Raw genomic sequence first — 24,397 nt, forward strand, 5'->3', positions numbered from 1 at the left:
GCGCTGCTCTGCTTGAAGTGGAACGCGACATCGTCGCGTCGGCACTGACGAAGGATATCTCGCGCCCACTTGTGGTCCATCTCACGCCGCACATCGTCACTGGCGTTTTCGCCACCAACAACCGCCCATTCAATATGGTCTAACTCAACCCCCCCAACGGGTTCGATGAGTGGCTCAAAACTCACCCAGCGTCGGGCGTCGACGTTGCGTAATTGTTCGATACGGTGGGTGGTGTCGGGGTACTCTCCACCAGGACCGCTTCCGACGCTGGTTCCGACGATGGCGTTGTCTGGCCACGAAACCTCAATTTCAGCTGCTCGCTCGGGACGTTTGGTTAAAAATACGAACTCGTGCTCTGGGAGTTGCCGAGCGATAGCAATAACGCGGCGGATGAATGACGCTGGCACTTCGCGGTGGAAAATGTCTCCCATCGAAACGACGAAGATACGACCCGGCCCATCAGGATAGCTGTAGGTCAGTGGTTCGTCAAGACGATCTTCGTGTGTGTCGACGACTGCTTCGGCGTTTGCCTGTGTCCATTCGAGGTCGTCCATGTACTCGGGCGCGTTATCTCGGGCGGCCTGTCTCCGAGTGAAGGCTTCGGCCCAGCAATTCGAACATTCTGGACCGTGACGAGTACAACCGGTAACTGGCGACCAAGAGTACTTACACCAGGATATATCAGTCGGTTGCATAGTTACTGATTCCGTGTTCGTCAGCGTAGTCGAATAGGAGCTGCCGGAAGGCTTCGGGAGTGACGGTTTTGACGCCGTCGTCTCGGGTGTCGATCAAGCACTGCTCTACTTGTGCGAGCATCTTGACCGCGGGAAGGGGATACCGAGCGATAGTGTGCGTCACTCGATTCCGGTGGATGTCGTTTGGTTCAATGGTGTATGGTGTCTCTGTATTGGCGATGTAGTCTGCCACTGAACCCGCTGCCTGGAGCCATTCACCGTAGCCAGCGTCGGGCCGCTCTGCGTTCACCCAGTCGGTTTCTGTGAGGTGCGTGCGGAGATGTGGCAACAGCTCGTTCAATTTACTATTGAGAGAGTGTGAACACGCCGCTATTGACTCGACATACTGGACCGACGTCTCTTCGGAACTGTCGGATAATTCGAAGCCAAACCTGTACTCGTCTGGTTCCCCTCTCTTGGTTAGTTCCTTTCCGCACCGGAGAAGTCCGGCGAGTCCACTGTTGGATTCATCGTTAGGATGATGGTAGAGCCGATAATCGCATTCTGGCCCGCCAACGGCTCCTCCAACAAGATATGGGCCTAGGTCGTGATTAAGAGTAACTACTGACCCAAAACGTTCGAGGTGGGTCGTAACCGTGTCAACGTCTTCTGGAGCAGCAGGTTCTGCGACCCGCTCCAGTATTTCCATTGATTGGAATTCACTTTCCGGGTTGTAATCCGCGAGCGTTGAATCCTTTATTGCCATAATTACTGAACCCTTGTCACACTCTCACGGGTAGTCCATCGTGGGTCGCCATGAGGGCGCTATTCTGCGACGGCTCTCAATACTCAGAGGCATAATTTTAGCACACCACTGTTTCCGCTGTTATCCCCTCCACTGTCTGTTGATTTCCTGCCACGGCTGACAACGAACTAATCACCCCATTCTCCTATCCCTGTCTGGCGTGGGAGCTCTTCTTCACGCCGGCGTTCGTAGGCTTCTTTCGCATCAGGCTCGATGTCGATGGCTGTGGCGTCGACACTGCCTCCGTATTCTCGCTCCGCGGCTATCACCGCAGGGGCGGTCCCTGCACATGGTTCGATAATCCGGCTATTCGACGTGGTGTATTCTTGTATCAGGTCCAGATAAGGGGCGAGCGGCTTGACGGTTCCCCAGTCCCAGTCTCGGTGCTCCCGTTCGCACGGACAGCCCCGTGTATGTCTACCTCCGGCAGGATGCGACTGCGGAATGGGCGTTGCATCTTTCTGTGTGAGTAGAATTGTGTAGCCACCAGATGAAGCGTACATGCCTGGTGTGCTACGATCTGGGACCCCGTCTGATGTGAGGGACGTGACTGTGTAGGTGAACTGGCAGTGCCCTGGCCATTCTTTCTGAAAGTAGTTGCTGGCCCGTGAAATTAAGTAGGAGTCTGTATCGAGGGCAAGGAACCCGCCTGGCTGGAGGGCATCATACACTGCATCGAGGAACTCTACAACTGTGAGGCTTGTATCGACACCTGGTTCTCCTTCGACGAGGGCTGCATCGCTGCTATTGAAGGGGTGTGTGCGATAGGTAATTCCGAACCCCCCCCCCGACCGCTGCGGCCTCGCCCATGCATCGTCTAAATGAACGAAATCTACTGATTCGGAGGAGAGTCCATGAAGATATTCGAGAGCATCCCCGACGATGTATTCTACCATCGCTATCGGTAGTTTTTGAGGTCGCACGTCCACCGCCGCTTGTTGTATTCTTCGTACGCTTGCCGTCCCTCTCGAGATTGCCAGCTGTCGCCGCCACCGATATCCGGATTTTCAAAGTTTTCGCACGTAAATCCCGCAGCACGATAGACGGTACCAGGATTGCCTGCGATACCAGCAAGTGCGATTATGGTATCGTAGTCCTCTAATGCAGCCCACTCTCTCGCTCTCGCGATAAGCCATGAGCCAGTGTTTTGTGGACGGTCGGGCCGCGCTGCTAACCGCGTGATATAGATATTCGTTCCGTCGTCGACGTCGGGATTCGCTGGGCGGCCGAGAACGCAGACTGCAACAAGATGCCCTTGGTATCGAGCGCCGAAGCAGGCTTTCCAGCCTTGTATGGAACCGAGATAGTGGTGCTCTTCCAGAAAGAGGTCAACTGGTTTTTTCGACCGTTCACGGATGAGAGTCAAGTCATCAACACTGGGGGCGGGCGGGAGAGTTTCATTTGGACCGTCTGGTTCTCCATTGGTTTTGCCTGCCTCTATTAGGGTTTGCTGATGAGTCTTGATCTCCATATCTCTACTTGTGCGAATTCCTCAAATACCGTATTCTGGGTCTTTTAGGTTTCTTTAGCCACTGTTATCTTGTCTACTGACCGATCAGAGACAGTCATTGGGCAGAGCATCGGCTCTGTCTCTCATCGTCTCAAGAACTGGTCGAACCTCGTCGAAATTCGGCCCTTTCATTACTTCGTGTCCGCCCTGCTCTTGGCGGATCAGCCCCGCTGCTTTCAACCGGGGTAGATGTACGTGGTGAAACCCTGCCTGGAGAGATTCTAACTCTGCATGCCCATCGTGAACGTCTTCTGGTACGGCTATGGAACCCTGTTGAGAAGCAGTCTCAAGTAAGCCGACGAGTACCCTACGCCGATGAATATCCGCTAATGCGCTGAAATACTCGTCTGTAGAATTTGACATTGCCCACTACGATATTTCAGCAGTAATATACTTACTTTTTTTGGCATTCAATTGTGATCTTATCGAAAGTTAGCGGAACTGCATGAGTTCAGACTTCCAAATTGATTCCATCATGGGGGGAGATCGCACTTGAATGGAGGTTGCTTCCTCAAATCCGGCTCTCTCGTAGGCCGTGCTCGCATACCCCCTTTTGTCTGCAAGCCCGTAGAGTGAGTCGTAGCCTTCTAAGGTCGCCCATCGTCGTGCCTTTCCGAGTAACCATGCTCCGGTGTTATGTGGGGTATCTGGTCTGCCGCATAAATGGGTGACAGCGGTAGCGCTACTGGAGACCAGTTCTAAAATCGAAGCGGGTCCAAGGACAGCGATAGCAACGAGGTAACCGCGATAGGAGGCTCCGAAACAGGCCACTGGGTCGCTTACTTCAGCGCAGCGCCCGAATTGGCCGAGGAACGTCCGTATCTTCTCTTTATTCTCGACCCGAGTTAGACGAATCTCGTCTACGCTTTGCGGATGCGACAGTTCAAAACCGTGCCTCGCTTCCTCTGTTCGGGGGTGGAAATCAGATGAGTCTAATTGGGGGTTATACGTGACGGGCATGAACTAAACACCACGGGGGGACCAAGAAGATTCGGGAGGTTATTCGATGTTCAGCGCTTCTTGATCTTCGGGAAGTATGAGGTTGTCAATGTCATCCCCCTTGGATTCTAGAGCGTTGACTGCTTGTTGTAGCGCGACACTCGGGTCTTTGTGAAGCTCACCTTGTGGGTACCCGAGAAGTCGGTCGCGTTCGATAGCCACTAGTTCATGGAGGGCTTGGAGGATGGCGGACTCCTCCTGTTCCCCGTGGAAAGTGACAGTCCCCCCTGCTTCGTCGACGGTGATACCCTCCAGTGGTGCCGAGTCGGCGAACTGAATGAACTTTCCGTTTGCGTCGGTACCTGTCGAAGTGATTTCGTATTCCGTCATTTGTTGGTTTGGTGTTTGAGTACTAAACTATTCGCAGAGAGCTTGATCTACTAGTTCATCGGCTTTCTCGTTCTGTTCTCTGGGAACGTGCTGGATGCTGAAACTTTTGAACTGACTCGCTAACTCACGTGCTCTGTCACGGAGTTTTTTGAGTTTATCATCATTGGTGCCCCATTCGTCAGTTATCTGTTTGACAACCAACTGAGAATCACCTTCTACTTCAACATGTTTAACGTCGTTTTTCTGTGCGAGTTTCAGGGACTGAATGAGTGCCATGTACTCGGCCTGATTGTTCGTAGCTGTCCCGATAGTATCACTATACTCTTCACTCCAACCGTTACCGTCAATCCAGCAGCCAACGGCGGCAGCGCCGGGATTTGGTCGAGCACCACCGTCGAAACGAATGATGACTTCGCTAGGTGTATCCTCAACCACCATTGTTCCGCCGTCGCATTGTGGACAGGGGGACCCATCTACCTGGATGTCTGTCCACCGGCATGAATCGCACTCGCTCATTTTCATGGTCATACATTGTTGCATCTGAACTGAATACTCCAAGCGCTCAAAGTCAGAGGGAATCGTTGAGCATACCGGTCCAGCCTATGTCGTCTAGGGAGAGTCTCGGCTTTGTCGCTTCTGTGTAGATTTCGTGTCCTGGGTGATTGCTTCGATTTTTTATGCTCTTGTTGAACAGTCGGATATGCTCGAAGCCGTGGAACAGCGCCGGGGATTGTTTTGTGGGTGGGATAGTTGCTTCAAGCTCAGAGTTTTCTGGGGCTGACCGGTGGAATACAGTTTGCTGTCGGGGCTTTTTCCTCGCGTCAAGATAGATACTGAGGCTTGTTGAACACTCTTTCGTCAGCCCGACCACGGGAGCGTCGGTCAAGTCGTACTCGGAGAGAATCTTGTAGGCCGCCTGAGCGGCGGTCGTTGCGGCACCACATAGCAGTTGATCGTCTACTTCGACTGGGGCCGGCGGATTTGAAATGTGTTTCCCCCGGAGATATACACCGGTCTGAAGTTCGCTATCCTTTGGCCACCCGTTCTGACATGATGTGCTATCGAAGATGATTGAAAACGCACCTTTCGGAATGAGGTTCCAAGAATTCCGGGTATTTTCCCAGTACTGAGGGACCTGATTGAGTGAGACGTGACGATCTGGGAAAATGTATTCTTCGCCGACTGCCCCATCAAGCGGGAGTAGAGGGGCCGGTATGTCGTCTGGCGAGTCCTCCCCCGACTCCCCAGTGGTATCCGTATTCGAATTGCTAATGGAATCCGCCGTCCCGTGCTCTTCCGCAAAATCGGTTAGAGTCGGTCCGTTCATGCTCATGGCGGCAAGCAGGCTAAATACGACAGGGGGAGTCTTCGCAATCGTTTCTGCTCCTGTTCCCAAATCTTTCCACTACCCCAGTGTGTCCTGAATCTGCTGAGTCACGGTCAACTTCTCGCGCGTAGACATTTCGGATTCGCTTTGAATGATGCCGTCGATGTCCTCAATGCTCTCACCTAAGGTCCGCTGTGACTCCGCAACGTCTTCACCTTCATCCGTTGTTTCGTCGTATTTCCGCTTAGCACGGTTGATTTCTGTTTCGGGGTCCCGCAAGAGTTTCCGGCCTACACGGGCGTGCCCCTGGAACGTCATCGAATTCCGTGACTTCCCCTCGCCGGTGTACTTCTCGTTGATGACGGCGCTGATGTTGACAAATAGATTCCACATAGAGAGGACGTCTGATTCGGCGCTGATTTTCCGGGCCCGGTCTGCGATTTCTTCTGCATATGTGGGTGGGAGTCCAAGATGCTCAATGAACTCAGCGGGGTCCCAGGTATCCTCGCCGCTGAAGTCCAACTTGAGTGTGGATGCTTCGTCGACGGTTTTGAGGAGGTCGCTGTCGACGGAGGTGGCGCTGGTGATATCTTCGTACCCTTTCTCCCACCAGTCTTTGGCGTACTGCATAACATTGCCACGATGAGGTTGGGACTTGGATTTCCCGAGTGCCCAGTACGCTGTTTCATGTTCTGTGTCGAACCCGAACAGTTCGAAATCGAGCGACCGGGTTCCATCGAAGCGGTAGCCGGAGTGGTAGCCCATATACACTGCCCCACGTTCTTCATCGTCTCCCTCCATCGTGGGCGGGATAAACCGCTGCGATGGAAGCAGCACGTAGAGGTCTACTGCTCCACCGTAGTCTGAAAACTCAACCCAGCCGATAGGCTCTCTTTCGCCGTGCTTTTCAAGGGTCTGATGGCATTTATAGTACCAGTCGGTCGGGTTGATCACCGTGTACCCGTCGCTCCCAATCTGCCAGTGGTAGGAGGCGTTGTATCCGAGAGCGGCAAGTGCCTCTCGCCGTGGGTCCACAATCGCTCGGGCGTCGTGAGCTCGCTGTGTGGGCTCCTGGCGGCCAGCGTCGAACGGGTCTCCGGCATTGGTATCGTTGAAGTCCTTGAGGCCGGACCCCATCGAGTCGTCAGACTCTATCAGAGATTTAACCTCGTCGGTCGCGACGATCCCGTTGCCGGCGACGAACGAGTTGTCAATCTCTACCGTCCGGCGTTCTGCTGATGGCAGTGATTCGATGATATCTTTCAGCGACGATTCAGGATATCGTGGTAGGTCAAGTTCATCTGCGACCACCCGGGGGATTTTGACTTCCCCGTCACACGGAGACAGTCCCGAAAACGGGATGATGCCGTCCTCAACTATGGTTTGACTGGGCAGGCTCATGGCTCATTTGGCATGGTGCAAAATACTTTGAGAATCATAGAACCGAAGGGCAGAATCGCTCTACTCGTCAGCAACGCTGTGGGCGAATCTTGTGATTCGTGGTGTTCGTCTTGGGAGGGGATTAGTTTTCGCCGGGGTGCTTGGGGCGACCGACTCCTTTTGCAGTTTGGTACCTGTTTTCTTTTTCAATGACCAGCCCCTCCTCCTCAAGCTCATCCAGCTTGTCTTCGGTTGTTGACCCATCGAGCCCTGCGGAACTCCCGATAGTTTTCACGACTCTTTCTGAGACCCACTCTCCCTGGACCGGGTTAGTATTGAGATGAATAATTGAGAGAATTCTTCGCTCTCCGAAATCCAACTCGTCGGCCTGAACTACCTTTGAGTTCTCAGAACTATTCATGGAGATAAATTAGTGATGGTATCATCATATACCCCTTGATTGATCGCTCGCATCAACTTGACTGCTAGGTCGATTGTTTGTTCCTCATCAGGGTCTGTGTCGTCTACCTCTAATGTCTTGATAGCACCAAGCCATACACCTTCACCATCGTACACTCCGGCTGAGACACCACCCGGTTTTTCTGGGTCGTACACTACTTCGATCCTCACCTTGTCACGTTCTTGCCTCCAGATACGATTCCAGATACCTCCTCCAGTGTGTACTACTGACCCTCCTTCCCATTCAGGAGGATTGTCGATTGAATCTGCGCCGACTAAGCCGTCTGGCCGAATGGGCCCCCGGGTCATGCGTTTTCTCGGGGCTGAGTTTTCACGGCTCTTGCGGCGTCTTGGAAAATAGTGCTAAAGTCTGGGTCGTATTCTAGTATATCTACCAGCTCTTCTCGGAGTTGCTCTCGAGTTGTGACCCGCTCGTCGAACGGAACGAACTCCTTGATATAGACGTGGTTCTTGTTCTGCTCAACCCACGTTACGGGGTTGTCGACGTCATCGAAGTCTGGCTTTTTCGAAACTACTGCCGCCCCGCCGATTTCGTCGTTGTTCGCTCGTTCCTCCTTGATATCTTCATAGAACTCTGCATGGGCTGGTAGAGTTGTCGTCAAGAAATTAGAGAACTGAATCCCTACGGGACACAGTATTTCAACCCGTCCGGTTCCGCCAACAGACATGTAGTACACGTCTGCAACCGGATTTAGCCATTTACCGGGGCTACTATAGAGCGTTTCAACTACGGGATCAAGAGTGCTGTCTGTCATTAGTTTAGTCTCCAGTAGAGGGATTGACCGATATCGTGGCCTACTGTGCCGCCACCCAGAATACTCCTCTAATCTTTGTTTTCTTCAGCGAATATCTCGTATGTGGCATCGGGGTGTCTCCGTGCAAGAATGGCTTTCCGCCCGACTGCGTTGTGGCGGGTGTGGAGGCCTCCACTCATCTTTCTCCCCTCGTCGTGGTCGTCAAATTGTTTGAGGCGGCCGTCATCCGTTCTCACCACGATGTATGAATAGGGTCGGACGAAAGAGGCAGCACTGACGGTATCTGGAAGGGAAGTTCCGAGGACATCTTCGGGGTCACGGCTATTGGGATTCGTTTTTTGTGGACTCATTTTTCTCTGGGTGACTGCTTCGGATGTTTGACTCCATCCGCGAGTACTCGATATTTTCGTCGGTTACGATTGCGTAGACTGGATGGTTACTTGGCTGACTGTAGCCGCGGTCAATCACTACCCCACACACGAACTCGCCCCCTCGGGCAGGGTCAGCGACGTCAACCGAAATACAGACCTCTTCTTGTAGGGCGAATGAATGTGTGACCTCTGGATTTCGACCGTCTGGATTGAGTAGTTCTACCGTACTCATTATGCGGGTTCGAACCCCTGCCGGATATCTTTGATAGCAGCCCCCAACTCGGCAGGCTTCGCCATCATTTGAGGGTGGTCATCGAGCTGAGCGAGTCGTTCTTCGGCAGCACTGAGAAGTATCTCAAGTGACTTGCGGGATGACTCGACGGTTACTCTCTCGGAAGAATCTGACCCAGAACCCTGAGTGGTACTAACGGACTCATCGAACGCTGTTTCGAGTTCAGTTAGTGCGTCGTTGAACTGTTCAAGAAATTCGTCGTCGTTGGCCCCGTAACCCCGGACGTGATCGTTGTATTCGATTTCGGCACGATGTTTCACGAGTTCTATAGCGTCCTTGGGTGCTAGGACGGCACTGTCACAGTTTCCAGAGAGGACGGCGGTACTGATTTCGATGTCAGTCCCTTCTGGCACTTGAGGGGGCATATACCCCCCTTTTCGCGCTTCCCGGCACAGGTGTTCAGAAAATTCATCCGCTGGTTGGGTTTGACAGACCTCATCGTAACTACTGACGATGGACCCGTTTTCGATGAACTCGATTTCTGGCTTTTTATCTCCCGGCTGGCATTTGTACTGCAGAACGACACCAGGAACCCCTGTATCGGGGTCAATCCCTCTGTCGGCAAACATAACGCCCCGGTATTCGTCGATGCCGCCGTCGGCTGTCCGAACACTCACAGCACTCGTGGTACCCGTCATGATTCACTATCGCACGAAGCCTAATACTCTTACTCGCCAAACCCCAGATGGTGAACAAAAAATAAGAGGGGCTACCGCGTAATTCCGTTATCACCACTAAAAGACTGATCGGCTCCAGCAGGCAAATTCATACTTCTGGAGAAGGTGACTAACATCAACCATGTCAAATCAAGAGCAGCACATTTCGCATCCAGATTCGTCGGATGATAACTCACATACAATCGAGTTCACGCACGTCAAAGTACTCGTTATAGATGAACAGACGGGAAACCCAGTCCCAGAGGCAGAGGTAAAGTTCTCTCCGTTGGATAGCGAAAGCGACTCGGCGGCAACAGCGAAAACAGCAAAACATGAACAGCATCGGGGCATGGTTGAATTTAAACTCGCCCCGCGAGTCAAGACAGGCGGGATAACGGTATCCCACGACCGATATGCCACAACGAGAGAAAAGTTGGATATCCAAGATGGGGAGACAGAAACTGCAATTGAATTAGAGATTGGGACTGGCATAGCACATTTGGGCTGCGATGGGAATTTCATCGATTCACTCAGCTATACGATAACCCCCGATGACGAGTTCTTACAGGAGAGGTACGGTACTGATATCGAATCTAGTGAAACGCTCCCAGACGATGGCATAGCGGAGATTGAGTTGGTTGCCGGAGACTATATCGTCGAGATTGAAGACACTGATCCAGCCTCGTATTTTAAATCGTCTCAAATCGAATTCACCGTTCCCACTGGGGAGACTACGTCTGTTAACTTTGAGATGGATGTCGCGTCTCACCTGTCCGCTGACCAAGAGACTCAGATAGACAATCTTCGCGATAGCATTAGCTCCCTGCGGTCAAAAAACAGAGTAGATACTGCGATACAGCACTACCTTTCATCGGTCACCGAAGAGGCTGTCGACGAAGTTGAAAGGTGTATCTCAGGAGGTGCGACGCCGGTTGGAACCACTGTATCTCCAGAAGAGGCGCAATCAGCTCTGCTTCAAGCAATCAATCAGGCCCATGTAACGCTTGAAACAATACTCAAGGGAAAACGAGCGGTCGACCTTTTCACCGCATGCAACGATAAGGTAGACATCCAAATTGACTGGAACGGGTCGTTCGATACTCAGTCATGGTATTATTGGCTTTGCCACGACCGCTCGTGGGCACAGTCGGAATTCCGCGAAGTGAAAAGAGAAACCTACGAGAGAGTCACCGATGAAAGCGCTGAGTTAGCAGAAGCAGGTCCACTGCTTGATCTGATTGATGAGTGGGAACTACCAGCAGACTCAGATGTAGACGATATTGAGTATATAACACACGGGTACGTCCTAACGCAGTACCTGGACGCGGTAGCCGAGATGCTCAACTACCCGGACCTGAAGAAGCGGTTCGACGAAACGACGTACTAAAACCCGTAGAGTCACTTTGAAACAAGTTCTGCTAAGACACTACTCGTCCCATCTGGCGTCCTCGGCACTTCTGTTTCTAAGAACTGCTCGTCACTGACTTTGACATCGAGGATTCCTGGCTCGATTATGTGGGGTCGATCATCTCGTTTCCCTATCAGTGTAAGTGCGAGCTGTCCGTTAGTTTTCCCTCCCGCAACCTCGATGTCAGTGCCACTCGGGAATGAGATAGTCTCCCAGCCATCCGGCTGGCGAACGCAGATTTCTATATCGTCTGATTCGGTGTCGCTCACACCCGATGATGGTACTCAAGGGATAGCAATCTATCGCCCAGCGTCGACCATCATCCTCCGTTCAAGTTCGGCAACCGCACTCTCCATACCGTCGTACTGGGACTTTTCAGGACATTTGAACCCCCCGGGAAGGTCTGCCTCGTAGCGGTGAGACAACTCTGCTCCATTCGGATACTCCTTCAGCACGAACCAGCCAGCCCTATCAGGCCGTTCTGCTGTGACTTTCATTCCGATAGGCGTCTGTTCGGCTGTTATGTCCCAGGGCTCGTGAGGGGTGAGGGAAACCGGGACTGACATTATGATTCTCCAGGTTCTCCGCCGGGGTGACCGAATTGGAGGTAGCCGGAAGCATCTAGACCCCGGCCCGCGTAGGCAGGTAGTATGGCCCCGATGTAGCCGGTCAACTTCGGTGCGACTGTGTCACCGATATTGGCTCCGGGCTGGAGGTCTCCCTCGATAAGCCAGTAGGATGCATCTTTGAGAGCGGCATCCATTGCGTTGGAAATGACAATCTTCTCACTCTCTTGGAGATAGGCGTCCTGATAAGCAGCGACGAGGTCCTTGCGGAATTCGTCACTGTCTGTGTAGTGCGACCATCCTCGGTCGTCCATCAAGTCTTCAATGACCAATTCGAGTTGGTCTAGAGACTCGATCCCACACCGGGTGTAGACTTCTTCGAGGTTTTCAACTGACGGTTCAACTCGCGAAGGAGGCTCAAGATCAGGATTTTGAGATGTCATGTTAGGTTTCACGCGAAAAGTAAACAGGCCTCACACAGGCAGGTCCACCGAAATACTCAGACTCGCTTTACTGTTTCAATTATCGCGATAGCGGAAACCATCCCAAAAAAGGCGAGTGTACTTGAGAAGACGACCGAGATACTGAACCCGATGGCAAATATCGTGACCAGTATTAAAACAGATGAGACTGTCCCTCTCTGCCCACTGTTGCCTTGGGACTGACTACTGAAGAGGGAGCGAAAGATGGCCATCCGAATGAGGAAGCCGCTTAGAGTCGGTCCAAGCCCTGCGGTTAGTATCACAACAAACACCAGCGCAGTAATACTGGCAATGCTGAGTATCAAAATCAGGGGATCGGTCATGGTTGATTAGTTGTTGCGAGGACGGATGTTGACTTCGGTGGTTCTGAACTACCGCACGTCGAAATCAGTGATATAGCCAGAACCACTCGCTGGCTTCGTGAAAAATTCACCTCCTTCTCCACGGTCCTCACCCGAGAGCGTACCAACGAGTGTCTCTACTATTACTTCTCTCGACAGTTTCTGTTCTGCGCTCTGAGTACTTCCCTCAATCTGAGTGAGCCCATACTCCGGAGTCCGACTGTCGTTAGTAACGACAAGCGTAGTACCGGCACCGGAGGGCTCGTACACTGCTACTCGCATCCCTTCGGAGACTGAATCCAGGGCACGACGAACGTGAGCGGCAATCTGGGGACGAGAAAATCCGTTCGGAACGGTCATCTGGTGTTTTTTCACCCCGTTGTTCTGCGGACGCTGTGGCCCGCCTGCTGATAGCGACGTAGCGGAGTCGATGTCTCCGGCTGTGGGTTGATTCGAACTCATGTGAAACCTCATGTATGCCATCGCACCGAATACCTTTGCGACCTTCTTAATCGACTGAGAGAACCCTATTGAACACTCGCAGTAGTAGAAACTGAGACACGATCTCGACCCTCCGATTCAGTACCGTATATTGAATCTCTCAAAATTCCGCTTCCTCAACGCCAATTTCTTCGAGTTCTTCCGGGACAGGCCCTGGAATCTTATAGATGGCATTTGCCGTTGAAGCGATTTTATCTGCTTGGTGGACTAGCTCGTCAAGTGCTCCAATGGGGCCCGGCCCCTCGTATTTCGCCCCCATGTGACGACCTACTGCATGGGCAATCGCGTCCGGGAGCGATGTCTGGTCTCTGATGTACCTCTCCATACGGACGTCGTGGTCAATTACGACTGACTTTGAGGGAGCGTCAGGGTCCCCCCGTTCTCGCATATCATGGAGTACGGCAGCTGCACGAGCGTAGTCTAGGTTCACATCGAATCGCCGCTCATAGTACCCTCCGAGTTCTTCGACGACGGTGCTGACCATCAACGTGTGAGCCCACAAGCCGTGTTCGCCACTACACACTTGATTGAGTGTCGTAGGCGAGGATGCAGGCACCTCCCAGAAATACTTCGGTGCTTTTCCTGCTACTCGGAGTACTTCTGCTTGGAGGTACTCGTCAGTAATTAGGTTCACTGCTGGTAGTCGTCTTCGCGCTTCGTCTGCCGGTAAATTGCTGAGTGCTTTCATTGGTTCTCTGTCGCGGATTCGTCGTTCGATCATTAACGTACAATTCGTGAGGCCGGGGACGTCGACCATCCGCGAGTAGAGTTCTCTGACAGCCAGTCTCCCCCAGGAGGTATCATACGCGACTATCGATTTCGCCTCCTGGGTCAGGAGGACTGTCAGAGCGGATACTGGGAGGGCCGACGCCCATTTCCCCGGCAAGGTTAGGCAATCAACCCCCCGAGAATTGCGCCGACACTCGTCACCCAGATGAGACCGATGCAACCGAGCAGTACGATTTTGAAGTAGTTGCTTCTCATTGGTTGTCCTCCGCTGGGGTTCGCCGAGCGTTGCCACTATCGGGATGGCTCATACAGGACTATCTACACACCATATATACATAAGTGTTTTGATATTTTTGGAGAATATACAGTAACGCGGGTGCTGCTAGAAATATCAGAACATAAATATGGATGCGAAAGAAGCATCACTGCTTTCTGCGCTCGTTACGGGAGAGGGCGAGCGGCGAGAGAGGGCGGAGAGAGCGAACGCAGAGAAGGCGTGGGGAGAGCGAGTGGCGAGAGAGCGCGGAGAGCGGAGAAGCGAGTGGTGAGATCGAGCGGCCGCGAATTGGCGGCGAGAGGTTGGTATCGAACCCCCCACAGGAATCAGCACCGCAGGAATGACCGCATCGCCGCCCTACGCAACGCGGGTAGGGGGCGGATTGATGTTAGCATTCCCAACCGCTACCAGATGCGGTCGTAACCGGAGCGTGGTCCCACTGAACCGGTATAGCATAAAAAAAGACCCTGGGGCCTAGTAGCGGTTATATCTCCAACTTCTGGCAGTGCGGTTCCACCACCGATTGCGGAATACAGCTAGGTTGGGATTCCGCAGTATCTTGTTGCCCTGTAGGAAGAGCATCGCGGGAGATGGCCGCCCGGCTCCCAGGGGCGGGGCGGATTGATGTGGGGAATGGGGGAGAGGGTGGGGATCGGGATTCGTGTTGATCTTCTGGTGGGGTGGAAGGGAGTTGTACCTCCCATCCGCTTCGGTGTTCCAACTGAGGGCTTCAGGGGCACCTGCCCAGTTCTTGGACTCCCACACTTCCTGCTGAAAGGAGGCGTGGTTGTGGTTCCGGTCTTCTGGAGCGACTTTGTGGTGCGAGCGGGGTGGACCGCGTCCGACCCCGCGAATCTTTGATTCGCTCATGTTCTGTGCTGGTGTACTGAGTGAGTTCTCGAAGGGAGCGGAGCTACGGTGGCCGGCCAGATGCCGTCGGTAGGCACACTGGAGATTCCGGCGAATGCAGTTCTTGGTTCGACTCACTTCTCTGAAGCCCTCGGGTAAGCCCGAGGGCTGAATACGCATCATGGCAGTCAGGCTTGCGGATAGCGGTGTGTAGTAGCGCAATTGGACTGCCAAACCCCACCGTCAGCCCGGAGAGCTGCCGGGCTTCCTATCGAAGATGGGTTAGTATTGAGAGTCGCTCGGAGATGACTCCCTATTCGCCGCCGCGACCACCGTGTGGGGGTGCTTGGATCGGCTGGTAGACACGAGTGATGGGGTGTATGGAGTTCAAACGATAGCGCATGCCATAAAAAGAGGCCAGATGCGCCATTCAGGGCGTCGTGGTTTCTCGGTACTCCACTGTTGCGTCGACGGCTTCATCGACGACTGACCGGCTTCGAGATGCGTCAAGGCTATCGTACCTCCGTTCGAGGGTTACTGTCCCCAGAATCTGTTGGACAGAGCGGTCACCGTATCGAACTTCGAACTCTGATTTCTGAACGATTTGGTCACCGTCGCGAGTGAGAACTTGGCCGAGGAACTGCACCTGGAAGACCGATGGGAGTGCCGGGAACAGGTCGAAGTTGGGGTGCTGCAGTGCGACGTACTCTGCAACTGCTTCGATACTGTCGATGTTGTCTTCGATACCGTAATCGAGTGCCTCCTTGAACGTCGCGACAGAGGGAGGTGAACAGGACCGAGTGTTGATGTCTTGGTCACTGGTGAGAACCGTCTGGCCGCCTTGCGTCGAGTGGGGAGTGGATGACATTGGTGGTTGGAGAGGCGGTTATCCCTGGTCCGGGAATTGGAATCGAGTGCTCACTGCCCCCGTTGGACCCTGCTCCTCTGCTTCGAAAAAGCGTTCATCGGCGAGGGCGTCCATGTCGTCCTGGTCTTCGAGGATGACCTGTCCGTCGGCGTCACGGGCCTGTGGCTCTGCGGGGAGTTCGGACTGCTGTGCAACTCGACTCACGCTCTGTTCGGTCTGTTCGAACATGTCTCACTCCGGCCCTATGACTGAATATCGCTGCGGTACGTTCTACCTGTTCCACTGCTAGTATCGACTGTGGCCACACCGCACAGGCGTTCATCGTTTCCGCTCCGAATCGCTTTCTCGTTGACAGTCCGGGCAGAACTCTGAGCCTGGAGCAGCTGGTTCGACGCCACATTCGCTGCACGGTGGTGCCACAGAACGGAGTTCGTGTACCTCGGCATCGTGGTCGGTGGACTGTGCCTCCTCCCGATGCAGATGCTTCCAACTCACTGTTCTAAGGTGAAAGACCACATTCCCGGCAACTGACCCCGTGGCTACGATGGGGAGCAGCCCCTACAGTCCTCATTTGGGTATTGTGGCTCCCGCAGCGGGGACACTCCGGACCGGAGTACTTGGTCATCTCGTGTCCGCAGTCGTGACACTCAATCTCGTGAGTGGTCCCGGTATGAGAGGTCCGGACGATTTCGGTGTTTCGGGAGCGACAGTTGTCACAAGCGATGCGACCGTTCCGGTCCTGATTAAGGTGTATCCTTGGTGTCATGCTATTCTTTGTCGCCGGCGGCCCGGCGACAGCCTCTGTAATCGCACGGCCACCCGAATACCAACAGGTGGGGTCCGCAGTTAACACACACTCGGGCAGAAATCTTGGGTACTGTTGGCGTGATTCTCAGCGAGTAACTGAGGGAACCCGATGGAGGAGTTGCCACTATTCAGAGCGAGCTCCCGACAATGACAGTCGTGCAGGTGTTAGGACTGTAGTATCAGCAACATTTCTGGCAAGTAGATAGAATATACACTCATCTATTCAGTAATGGTCTCCGGATTTCGAGAGGGGCGTGTTTCTGCAGCCGGAGGGGGTACTGCTTCTACTGTCGGCGTGAACGAGATAGGTAGCCCGGCTAGAGTGAGAAACCGCTCAGAACGAAAATATGGCCGTCTGAGAGAACTCCCGTTTCAGGGATACAGTACTTACCGTGTTTTGCTGGCAGTATCGTATCGCCAGATTTCGATAGTGTCGACACCATGAGCGCGGCAACTATCGAGCATATGCCCAGTGCCGGATGAGTCGCCGTTATAAATAGCAAACCCAGCCCCGCCCGCGTTTGCGGTTACTTCGGCCATGAGGCAGTTCCGAGTGAGGTAAGCCCCCCGTCCGGACCGAGGATCATCCCTGCCGCCACTGTAGGAGGTGACGGCTTCAATGATCCACTGGTTATCGGCTTGTTCGCGACGAAAGATAGTGGGCTCAGACGGCTCACCGACTGAGAAGACGACCATCGGGACACCGAGTAGCATCGAGACAGCCTCAGCAACTGCATCAGCTCCATCGGCTCCGCCAGAGATGATGTAATCCGGTTCCTCTACCCCCCGGGACGAGACCTCAGCAAGAACACGCTCAGCACGGTCCCGAACGGACCCAGGCTGAGAAGCGTAATCCCGCGAGCCGAAAATGACGAGTGGGGAGCCGTTGGACTCAACAGGAAGTTCGTAGTTGGCAGGTTGGACGGTGACTCCCTGCCGGGAACAGTAGCAACTCATGTTATGCCAGTTGCTCTGCGTAGTGGGCAACCACTTCTCCGTGGCAGGCGGGCTTATCTTCGTCGAGCCGTTGGCAGAAACAGCCGAGGTTTTGTCCTGCTAGTTCGGCAACCGCTGAGCGGAATTCGGGGTCAGCCTCCAGCCGGGCTTTCATCGCCACGGCGAACTTCGCGACGGATTCTTCGAGCGACCCCACGACGGTTATCGACTCGGCATCATGGTGGGCTTGGCGTGCGTTCTTTTCTGGGACGAATGGATTGCCGATCCATCCGCGCTCTCCGATTTCCCCATCCTTCATTGAGCGCTGGCCGTTTCCCCTGCCGATGTAGACGTCGCAATCATCCTTTTGACAGTGCCCTACTCGCGTATCTGAATCAGTGACACTCATTTTACTAGCCCTATTGATGCTTCTCATACTAAATATCGGGCTCTGCCGGGGCGGCGGTTGTGGTCAAGGTTGTGGCTGCGCGGACCCGTCCGGCGGTCGACGAGATCGGCGCGTCAGCGCCGCATGCTCGAGGCCGCCGCAACGGAAGCCCCGGAGCGGAGGGTGGGGAGGTGGGTGGTGTGGATGGAGTCGGGCCGCCAGTCGCCGCGGCCCGACTGTGGCGAGACCAGGCGACGGGAGGTATCAGCAGCTGCCCGTGGCTGCCAAAAAAAGACGCCTGGTGTTCCGGCGCGTGTTAGGCAGGCCGGGGTTCGTCAGTGAGCGCAGTGACGATGTCGTCAGCGGCGGCATTCCCGGAGATGCCGTCGAACTCCGAGGCGAGCGACCGGAGTTCGTCGTAGCCTTTCTGCTCGAGCTCGTCTTCGGAGAACGTGTCATCGGCAGGGGCATCGGCCATGCCTTCGTGGACGGCTTCGAGGACCTCCACGCAGCGGTCGTAGACTTCCAGCCGCTTCTCGTCCGTGTGAGCACTCTGGGCTAGCTCCTCGAACTTCTGGTCTTCCTGGTCGCTGGTGAATCGTTCGACCGTAGCCTCGGCGGCCTCGACGACCATGTCGTCGTACTCCTCTTCGGAGATTTCGTGGACGGTTTCGGGGTTCAGGGAGACGAACACTTCACCCTCCTGTTCGTAGGTTTTTGGCTTCCCGATGACGGCGACACGCGAGGGGACTTCGAGGGCAGCAATCGTGGCCTTGGGGCCCTTGCTGTACTGACCAGCGTAGGTGTAGAAGACGTTGCCGTTCGGGTCCGAACACCGGAGTCGGAGGTACTCATCATCCTGCCCCACGTCTTCGATTTCAGTGGCGACGCCGACCATGAGGACACGGTTTGCACCGACACCACTGGGGAGAACGAGGAAGTTCGGAGGGTTGGTATCCCCATCGTCCTCGTCGTCATCCACCTCGCCTTCGACCTGCAGGTGAGCCGAGGTGAGTTCAGGAGCCAGTACGCGCTTCGCGGGTTGTCGTGAGTTTGCCATTGGTAGTAACACCGAAGTTTTATCGGGACTGTCGGGACGCTCGTCTGCTTCCCTCATCCCCCTCATGACTGCTCTGGTCACTGAATATCGCGCTGTTCGCGACGGGACCAAGCAGTGCAGTGAGTGGACACCGGCTGTCGGTCTGACCGTTCCGACCGACCTGTTCCGTCATGTCCCTCATATATGCTACTCCACTGAATATCGCTGCGGAAGGCTTCACCAGTCACCGAGTGCTGCGGGTCACCGATTCGACAAAAAAAGACGCGGAGTGGTCAGTCTACAGAGCCGGGCGTGCCTCGCGGGCCTCCACCAGGGCCTCGTTGACGGCATCGGCATCGACACCGCTGATGTGGCCGAACTCCTCTGCGAGGATGTACCCGTACATCTCCGGGCCCTCGACCATCATGTGGCCAGTGAGTAGCTCTTCGGCCATGTTCTCGCCAGGGATGTCGGAATCCAGTTCGTCTTGGGCGATTCCCTTCTGCTCTTCCAGGGTGGTGTCCATGAGGTCCTCGACGGCCTCTCGGTTGAAGTTGATTTCGTGGGTTTCCACGCCGTCGTCGAGAGTGACCTTCAGCCGGAGGTCGTAGTCTCCGTCCACGTCCCCGTGTTCGCTACAGCGCCCGTTCCGAAGCGTTCGCGAGCAGTCCTCTGCACTACATCGCTTGATGAGCCCGTCCTGCACCCGGACGACTCGCCCCGAAACCGACTCCGTGTCGTCTGCCGGGGAGATTTCAGCGTCAGTCTGTTCGACGACCGACTGTCCGGGGGCGATGTTGACGGAGTAGCGACCCTGGTACTCGTCCGTCGGGACGTTTTCGAGACGGACCACGTCCCCCTCCTCGAAGGTAGGCTGGCCGTCACCGTTCCACACCGTGACGACAGTGCGTGCAGTTTCGTCTGCGATTTCAGCCTTCTGATGAATCGAGTCGTGGTCGGGAACCCACGTGCTCATCACCTGTGCCGCTTCGATGGTGACCCAGGCAGCCTCGCCGTCGTCGGCGGCCTCGTGCTCTTCTTCGAGGTCAGCCAGCGAGATGACGGGGTCGTCACTGCTCCCTGCGAACGGATTGATGTCTCCGTCCGAGGGAAGACGGTTGTTTGCGACCGTCCGGACTGCCTCTTCGAGACCGAGTCCGTATTCGGTCGCGTTGGTTCGGATGTCCTCTTCGAGCTGGCCAACGTCGGCGTCGACGCCTTCGTTTTCGAGTTCGGTTGCGAGCGATTCGGCTGCCGTGGTGTAGTCAATGCTGGACATGGTTCGTGTGTGGGTGAGGGCTTCTCTCTTCCCTTCTCCCTATTCCTGCTTGGTCACTGAATATCGCTGCCGGACGCGTCGCTGACGTGCAAGCAACCCCACGCCAGGCGGACCATGGACACTGCTGTCGCCGCGTTGCTCTGCTGGTCGCGACGACGACTGATTCCTTCATGGCCCTCATATAGGCTATTTCACTGAATATCGCTGCGGGACGATCATCGCCGGTCAACCGCTGATTGCGACGGTGACCTGTCCCAACCGTTCGTAGGCACCCCGGGCATAGGACGCGAGTGTCTCCCGAAGTGGGTCAGGCTTTGCATGCTCTAGATGACGATTCGCGTGATTTGCGACTGCGACGAGACCCTCTTCGACTGTGATATCCTCCTCGTGAGTGAAGATATCCGTTGCCGTCGGGACGACAATCTTGTAGTCGCCCGCCGGAGCTTCCCGACTTGCATCCAGACAGACAGCAGTGTAGTCATCGAACAAAGCGTGCTCAACTGTGAGGACAGGCTGACGCTCGCCGGCGTTGAGGTGAGGGTTCCGATAAAACCAAACCTCCCACCCTCCCCGAAGTCCGTCCAACCGCTCGAACAGCGCGAGCAAGTGCTGCATGTCGACGTCGTGTTCATCTGCCCACTCTTCAGCGGAGATTCCGGTTGGTGAATCGGTCTCTGTCTTGGTACTACACATGTCTCGATTTCGCTGACACGCTAAATATCGGCCGCTATCAACAGGGTCCCGCTGGCTCCTCCCGAGCGGGACTGCGGACAAGGTCGTGGCTGCGCGGACCCGTCCGGCGGTCGACGAGATCGGCGCGTCAGCGCCGCACGCTCGCGGCCGCCGCAACGGAAGCCCCGGAGCGGAGGGAGGGGCGGAGGAGCCGGGCCGCCCGTCGCCGCGGCCCGGCTGGCGTACACACAGGCGACAGACGTTCATCACGCGACCAAAAAAAAAGCCCCCGAGCGTCGCTACTCGGAACTGGCCTCGCTGCTCGTCTCGATTTCGTAGTGGTGCTTGTGCTCCTCGGGGACCCACGAGGCGGGGTACGCCCACTGGACCAGCGTCGGGTCGGCAGTGGCCCGGCGCTCGAACTCGCTGTCCTGCTCTGCCCCGTTGGGGGTTTTCGCCCGCCGCTGGTCCAGCGTGGACTGCTTGATGTTGTACGCCTTCGGGGACTTGACGGCCGGCTCGTCCAGTTCACCCTCGACTTCCCAGTCCTTCTCCGAGATGACTCGGTCTCGGGGTGCATGGCGGCTGACGTACTTTCCATCCCCCCGCTCTCGTTTCTGGATGACCGTCCACTGTGAGGCGTGGATTTTCGTGTTAATCCCTCGACCCGGCGAGTAGTGGGGTTTGCCGTCGATGATTCGGATTTCGTCACCCTCGTGCAGGTCCGTCACGATGTCGCCGTTCCATTCCGTCCACGAGCGAGAGAACCGCGTCCGTTCGTGGACAATGAACTTGAACATCTCCCCACTGAACCGGTCTTCGACGTGGGCGACTTGGTACTCGCTGGCGTTCATGGGAGTGAACAGCCGGGTGACCGTCCCTTCGACCGTCGTCGTGTACTGTCGAGGATGCACCTCCTCGATGGGCGTCGGTGCGACCTTGAAGTACGACGACGCCTGCTCGACAGCCTTCATCGCTGCGTCGAGGGCGCTGTCTGACTTCAGCCGCATTTCCGCAAGCAGGATGAGTGCCTGCTTCTCCGTGATACCGACCTTCTCCGCGATGTCCTCAACCGACCGGCCGAGTTCGACGATTTCCTCACCGATTCGCTCGATGGGCGACCACGACTCGGTCGGCTTCAGGCCAGCAGCGAGTTTGGCTCGCTCCTCGAACCCCGCCAGGTCGCGGTCCAACTGGCCAGCCTGCTCGTGCTCGGGCTCCGGGGGGACCTCCGGCTGTGCCGCCACCTTCGCCGCCGCGACTCGCGCGCTCTCCGCCCGCTCCCGGGTCGGGCTCATCTCGCGCTCCTCGTCGGAACTGCCGTCCTCCGTGACCCACGCTGCGGTGTACTTCGCAGTCTCGAACGAGGATTCTGCCGAGGACTCCTCCACCGTGGTCGCCTCGCGGGGTTCCGCGATAGCTCGTGCCTCGTTGTCCATCCGGGCGTGGTCAGCCTCCTCACCCACACGTTTCTCGTAGGCCGCGAGGTCCTCGCCGGCACGTCGGTCAACGAGCTCCGGAATCGGCTCCTTGTCCGACTGGTCGGCCTCGGGGAGATGCGCCAGTCCAAGGTTTTCAGCAACCTCGGCGTCCGACTTGGTGTCGTACGCGCTCCGGTCCAACCCTTCCGCGGACCCCCACCGGACGTCCCGGTCGGCCTTGAACGACGCACTGTTGCTCCCGACCATCTCAACCGTGTCGTCAGCCGTCTCGAAGTCCTGTCCCTCCTCGGTCTGGACCTCCGCCATCAGTTCGTCCTGGTTCTCGATTTGAGTGCCCAGGGCCATCGTCGGCTTCTCGCTCGGGACTTCTGCCTGCTCACGGACCGGGTTCTCGTTCGGCTCCGGGGTGTCGAGTCCGTGTTTCCGCTTGGCGATGTCGCTCTCGTCCGCGTATCCGTGTCGCGCTTTGTTCGCATCGGTAATCGTGACTTTGCCACTGTCGCTGTTGGAGTTGTAATCACTCATCGTTGGAACACCAGACTGAGAACTGACCGACCACGTCTCGCTCTCCTCTCTCCCCCGACGCCTTCATCTTCGTCAGCCCTCACCCCTACCTGGGGCCGTGTATAATGCAGTCCAATGGGGGGGAGGAGCGTTATGTTAGCCCGCTTACTGAATTTTTTCCGTTTTTATGTCTCTCGTTCAACATACTGTGGGCTTGCACTACAGAGTTGGTGCTGGGCGGTGCCGGTGCGGTGCTGTGTGGAGCGGTGGCGGTCGCTGTAGCGGGGTGGTGCGGGGCTGCGCTGAGCAGTGCGGTCGGTGCTGTAGCTGTTGCGGTGCGGGGTTGTGCTGTCGCGGTAGCGGTTGCGGTCAAGGTCGTGGCTGCGCGGACCCGTCCGGCGGTCGACGAGACCGGCGCGTCAGCGCCGCATGCTCGAGGCCGCCGCAACGGAAGCCCCGGAGCGGAGGGTGGGGCGGAGGTGATCGCGCCCCGTCACTGGCGCGATCAGAATAGACCACTGAAGTGACCACTGTTCATCGAGATGGCAAAAAAAGGCGCCGGCGGGCCGAGTTAGAAGGTCATCGAGTGCCCATCCTCGCAGTGGGCGACAGGTTCTGTGTGTGGCGCCATCCGTCCGACCGACACATCCTCCATCGTCACTTTGTCGACGTCGGCCTCGCAGTCGTCTCGAACACAGCTGGTCGGGGCGTCCCGGGCCATCGTCAGTTCGCCCCCACTGGCGTCGAGTGCCCGGCACTGCATTCGGCGACCGGCTCTGGTCGCGACCGACTGCCGACCCTCGAGGAGGTCCCCAGCGAGATGTCGGTGACCTCGGCATCGCAGTCGTCTCGCAGACACCGCTCCGGACGGCCAGGCACTACCGCCCACCCCGCATTGCTTCGCGGCGGAGGTCGGCCTCGCTCGGCACGTCCCAGTTGTGGAAGCGACGTGCAATATCGCGCACTCGCTTCATGTTGGTAACGACCCCGGTGCTTCGCTGCTTGAGCTCGTCGACGTTGGTGTTGGAGTAGCCCCCGACCCCAAGCTCGCCGGTCGGGGAGTGGACGACCTCGACGTAGCCCCGGAGCGTGTGCAGTGGCGATGGGTGCGTCATGCGAGGACACCTCCGCAGACGAACTCTTGAATTGCTCCCAGCAGCGCGTTGAGGGTCGTGGTGATTCCGGCGACGATTTCGTCCGTCATGCCAGCAGCCCTCCCAGGACTGCGCCGGTCCACGTGAGGCAGAGGAACGCGATGCAAGCGACGAGCACGTATCTGAACAGGTTACTTTTCATATGTGTCTACTCCAGCGATTCTGCTGAATATCGCGACGTTTCACTGTGACTTCCGCTCCGACTGTTTGGTGATTCTGTCTTGGTCATCGGTTGAAACCTTCAGTTGACTGAGGGTCGTGTATAACCCCTTCTGCAGAATCACTCCCTGACTACCGTGACCCGCCACGTATCAGGTTCCGTATATATCTTGAATCCTGGTTCTGTCCCCGCCGGCGCAAAATTTTTTGCGTTTTCCTGTCCGTTCATCTACATTCCTGTGGCTTGCACTACAGAGGCGGTTGCGGTCGCTGTAGCAGGTGCGGTTGCTGGGCTGGTGCGGTCGGGGTCGCGGTGGCGTTGCGGTCGTCGTCGCGGTGGCGGTTGCAGTGCTGTCGCGGTGGTGGTGCTGTCGCGGTTGCGGTGCCGTTGCAGTCGCGGGTGCGGTCCGGCCTGGC

The 24,397-nt window shown here is 56.1% G+C and carries 25 protein-coding genes and 1 pseudogene; 1 reads left to right on the forward strand and 25 read right to left on the reverse strand.

Going from position 1 to position 24,397, the window contains the following annotated elements:
- Window positions 1-47: 47 nt before the first annotated feature.
- From D3D01_RS25025 to D3D01_RS15735, 12 genes and pseudogenes are all read right to left on the reverse strand, one after another.
- Window positions 48-695: pseudogene (locus D3D01_RS25025) on the reverse strand (DUF5131 family protein); the annotation flags it as partial.
- A complete protein-coding gene (locus tag D3D01_RS23430; protein ID WP_147439915.1) occupies window positions 682-1,440 on the reverse strand; it encodes a hypothetical protein in 759 nt (252 codons plus the stop codon). The gene D3D01_RS23430 and the pseudogene D3D01_RS25025, both read right to left, overlap by 14 nt.
- Before the next feature lie 167 nt (window positions 1,441-1,607).
- The gene (locus D3D01_RS15685) at window positions 1,608-2,375 is read right to left on the reverse strand and encodes a hypothetical protein (protein ID WP_121512833.1); all 768 of its coding nucleotides are present in this window, start codon (window positions 2,373-2,375) and stop codon (window positions 1,608-1,610) included.
- A 2-nt stretch (window positions 2,376-2,377) separates the two neighbouring features.
- Window positions 2,378-2,950, reverse strand: coding sequence for an XF1762 family protein (locus D3D01_RS23435; protein WP_147439916.1), 573 nt, complete (start codon window positions 2,948-2,950; stop codon window positions 2,378-2,380).
- A gap of 1,038 nt (window positions 2,951-3,988) precedes the next feature.
- Window positions 3,989-4,318, reverse strand: coding sequence for a hypothetical protein (locus D3D01_RS15700; protein WP_121512836.1), 330 nt, complete (start codon window positions 4,316-4,318; stop codon window positions 3,989-3,991).
- Window positions 4,319-4,345: 27 nt separating this feature from the next.
- Window positions 4,346-4,756 carry a ribonuclease HI family protein gene (locus tag D3D01_RS15705; RefSeq protein WP_158600477.1) on the reverse strand — a complete coding sequence of 137 codons (411 nt, stop codon included), beginning with the start codon at window positions 4,754-4,756 and terminating at the stop codon, window positions 4,346-4,348.
- 130 nt (window positions 4,757-4,886) lie between these two features.
- On the reverse strand, window positions 4,887-5,714 hold the full coding sequence (locus tag D3D01_RS15710; protein ID WP_147439917.1) for a hypothetical protein: 828 nt from the start codon (window positions 5,712-5,714) through the stop codon (window positions 4,887-4,889).
- A 9-nt stretch (window positions 5,715-5,723) separates the two neighbouring features.
- Entirely contained in the window at window positions 5,724-7,046 is a 1,323-nt protein-coding gene (locus D3D01_RS15715; RefSeq protein ID WP_121512839.1) for a hypothetical protein, read from the reverse strand.
- A gap of 121 nt (window positions 7,047-7,167) precedes the next feature.
- Window positions 7,168-7,446, reverse strand: a complete 279-nt coding sequence (locus tag D3D01_RS15720) for a hypothetical protein (RefSeq protein WP_121512840.1) — start codon at window positions 7,444-7,446, stop codon at window positions 7,168-7,170.
- Window positions 7,443-7,640 (reverse strand): hypothetical protein, encoded by a 198-nt coding sequence (locus tag D3D01_RS23440; RefSeq protein ID WP_147439918.1) that lies wholly within the window; start codon window positions 7,638-7,640, stop codon window positions 7,443-7,445. The genes D3D01_RS15720 and D3D01_RS23440 overlap by 4 nt, the downstream gene beginning before the upstream one ends.
- Window positions 7,641-7,789: 149 nt before the next feature.
- Window positions 7,790-8,260, reverse strand: a complete 471-nt coding sequence (locus tag D3D01_RS15725; protein WP_121512841.1) for a hypothetical protein — start codon at window positions 8,258-8,260, stop codon at window positions 7,790-7,792.
- Between the two features lie 602 nt (window positions 8,261-8,862).
- Window positions 8,863-9,492, reverse strand: coding sequence for a hypothetical protein (locus D3D01_RS15735; RefSeq protein ID WP_233563418.1), 630 nt, complete (start codon window positions 9,490-9,492; stop codon window positions 8,863-8,865).
- A gap of 229 nt (window positions 9,493-9,721) precedes the next feature.
- On the opposite strand from D3D01_RS15735, the gene D3D01_RS15740 reads away from it, so the two are divergent.
- Window positions 9,722-10,966, forward strand: coding sequence for a hypothetical protein (locus tag D3D01_RS15740; protein WP_121512844.1), 1,245 nt, complete (start codon window positions 9,722-9,724; stop codon window positions 10,964-10,966).
- An 11-nt stretch (window positions 10,967-10,977) separates the two neighbouring features.
- On the opposite strand, the gene D3D01_RS15745 is transcribed toward D3D01_RS15740, so the two are convergent.
- From D3D01_RS15745 to D3D01_RS15820, 13 genes are all read right to left on the reverse strand, one after another.
- A complete protein-coding gene (locus tag D3D01_RS15745; RefSeq protein WP_233563420.1) occupies window positions 10,978-11,256 on the reverse strand; it encodes a hypothetical protein in 279 nt (92 codons plus the stop codon).
- A gap of 30 nt (window positions 11,257-11,286) precedes the next feature.
- A complete protein-coding gene (locus tag D3D01_RS15750; protein ID WP_121512845.1) occupies window positions 11,287-11,553 on the reverse strand; it encodes a hypothetical protein in 267 nt (88 codons plus the stop codon).
- Window positions 11,553-11,996, reverse strand: a complete 444-nt coding sequence (locus tag D3D01_RS15755) for a hypothetical protein (protein ID WP_121512846.1) — start codon at window positions 11,994-11,996, stop codon at window positions 11,553-11,555. Before D3D01_RS15755 ends, D3D01_RS15750 begins: the two co-directional genes overlap by 1 nt.
- A 981-nt stretch (window positions 11,997-12,977) precedes the next feature.
- On the reverse strand, window positions 12,978-13,565 hold the full coding sequence (locus D3D01_RS15770) for an HD domain-containing protein (RefSeq protein WP_158600479.1): 588 nt from the start codon (window positions 13,563-13,565) through the stop codon (window positions 12,978-12,980).
- A gap of 1,597 nt (window positions 13,566-15,162) precedes the next feature.
- A complete protein-coding gene (locus D3D01_RS15775; protein ID WP_121512850.1) occupies window positions 15,163-15,600 on the reverse strand; it encodes a hypothetical protein in 438 nt (145 codons plus the stop codon).
- Between the two features lie 18 nt (window positions 15,601-15,618).
- On the reverse strand, window positions 15,619-15,828 hold the full coding sequence (locus D3D01_RS15780; protein WP_121512851.1) for a hypothetical protein: 210 nt from the start codon (window positions 15,826-15,828) through the stop codon (window positions 15,619-15,621).
- Between the two features lie 1,537 nt (window positions 15,829-17,365).
- On the reverse strand, window positions 17,366-17,779 hold the full coding sequence (locus tag D3D01_RS15790) for a DUF4326 domain-containing protein (protein ID WP_121512853.1): 414 nt from the start codon (window positions 17,777-17,779) through the stop codon (window positions 17,366-17,368).
- 268 nt (window positions 17,780-18,047) lie between these two features.
- Window positions 18,048-18,791, reverse strand: a complete 744-nt coding sequence (locus D3D01_RS15795) for a DNA-binding protein (RefSeq protein WP_121512854.1) — start codon at window positions 18,789-18,791, stop codon at window positions 18,048-18,050.
- 277 nt (window positions 18,792-19,068) lie between these two features.
- Window positions 19,069-20,049, reverse strand: coding sequence for a replication factor A (locus D3D01_RS15800; RefSeq protein ID WP_121512855.1), 981 nt, complete (start codon window positions 20,047-20,049; stop codon window positions 19,069-19,071).
- Window positions 20,050-20,274: 225 nt separating this feature from the next.
- Window positions 20,275-20,742, reverse strand: coding sequence for a hypothetical protein (locus tag D3D01_RS15805; RefSeq protein ID WP_121512856.1), 468 nt, complete (start codon window positions 20,740-20,742; stop codon window positions 20,275-20,277).
- A gap of 278 nt (window positions 20,743-21,020) precedes the next feature.
- Window positions 21,021-22,688, reverse strand: a complete 1,668-nt coding sequence (locus tag D3D01_RS15810) for a hypothetical protein (protein ID WP_199725409.1) — start codon at window positions 22,686-22,688, stop codon at window positions 21,021-21,023.
- A gap of 550 nt (window positions 22,689-23,238) precedes the next feature.
- A complete protein-coding gene (locus D3D01_RS15815; RefSeq protein ID WP_121512857.1) occupies window positions 23,239-23,430 on the reverse strand; it encodes a hypothetical protein in 192 nt (63 codons plus the stop codon).
- Window positions 23,431-23,545: 115 nt separating this feature from the next.
- Entirely contained in the window at window positions 23,546-23,782 is a 237-nt protein-coding gene (locus tag D3D01_RS15820; RefSeq protein WP_121512858.1) for a hypothetical protein, read from the reverse strand.
- Between the last annotated feature and the right edge of the window lie 615 nt (window positions 23,783-24,397).

This window comes from Haloarcula sp. Atlit-7R (assembly GCF_003666065.1).
Taxonomy (GTDB): domain Archaea; phylum Halobacteriota; class Halobacteria; order Halobacteriales; family Haloarculaceae; genus Haloarcula; species Haloarcula taiwanensis.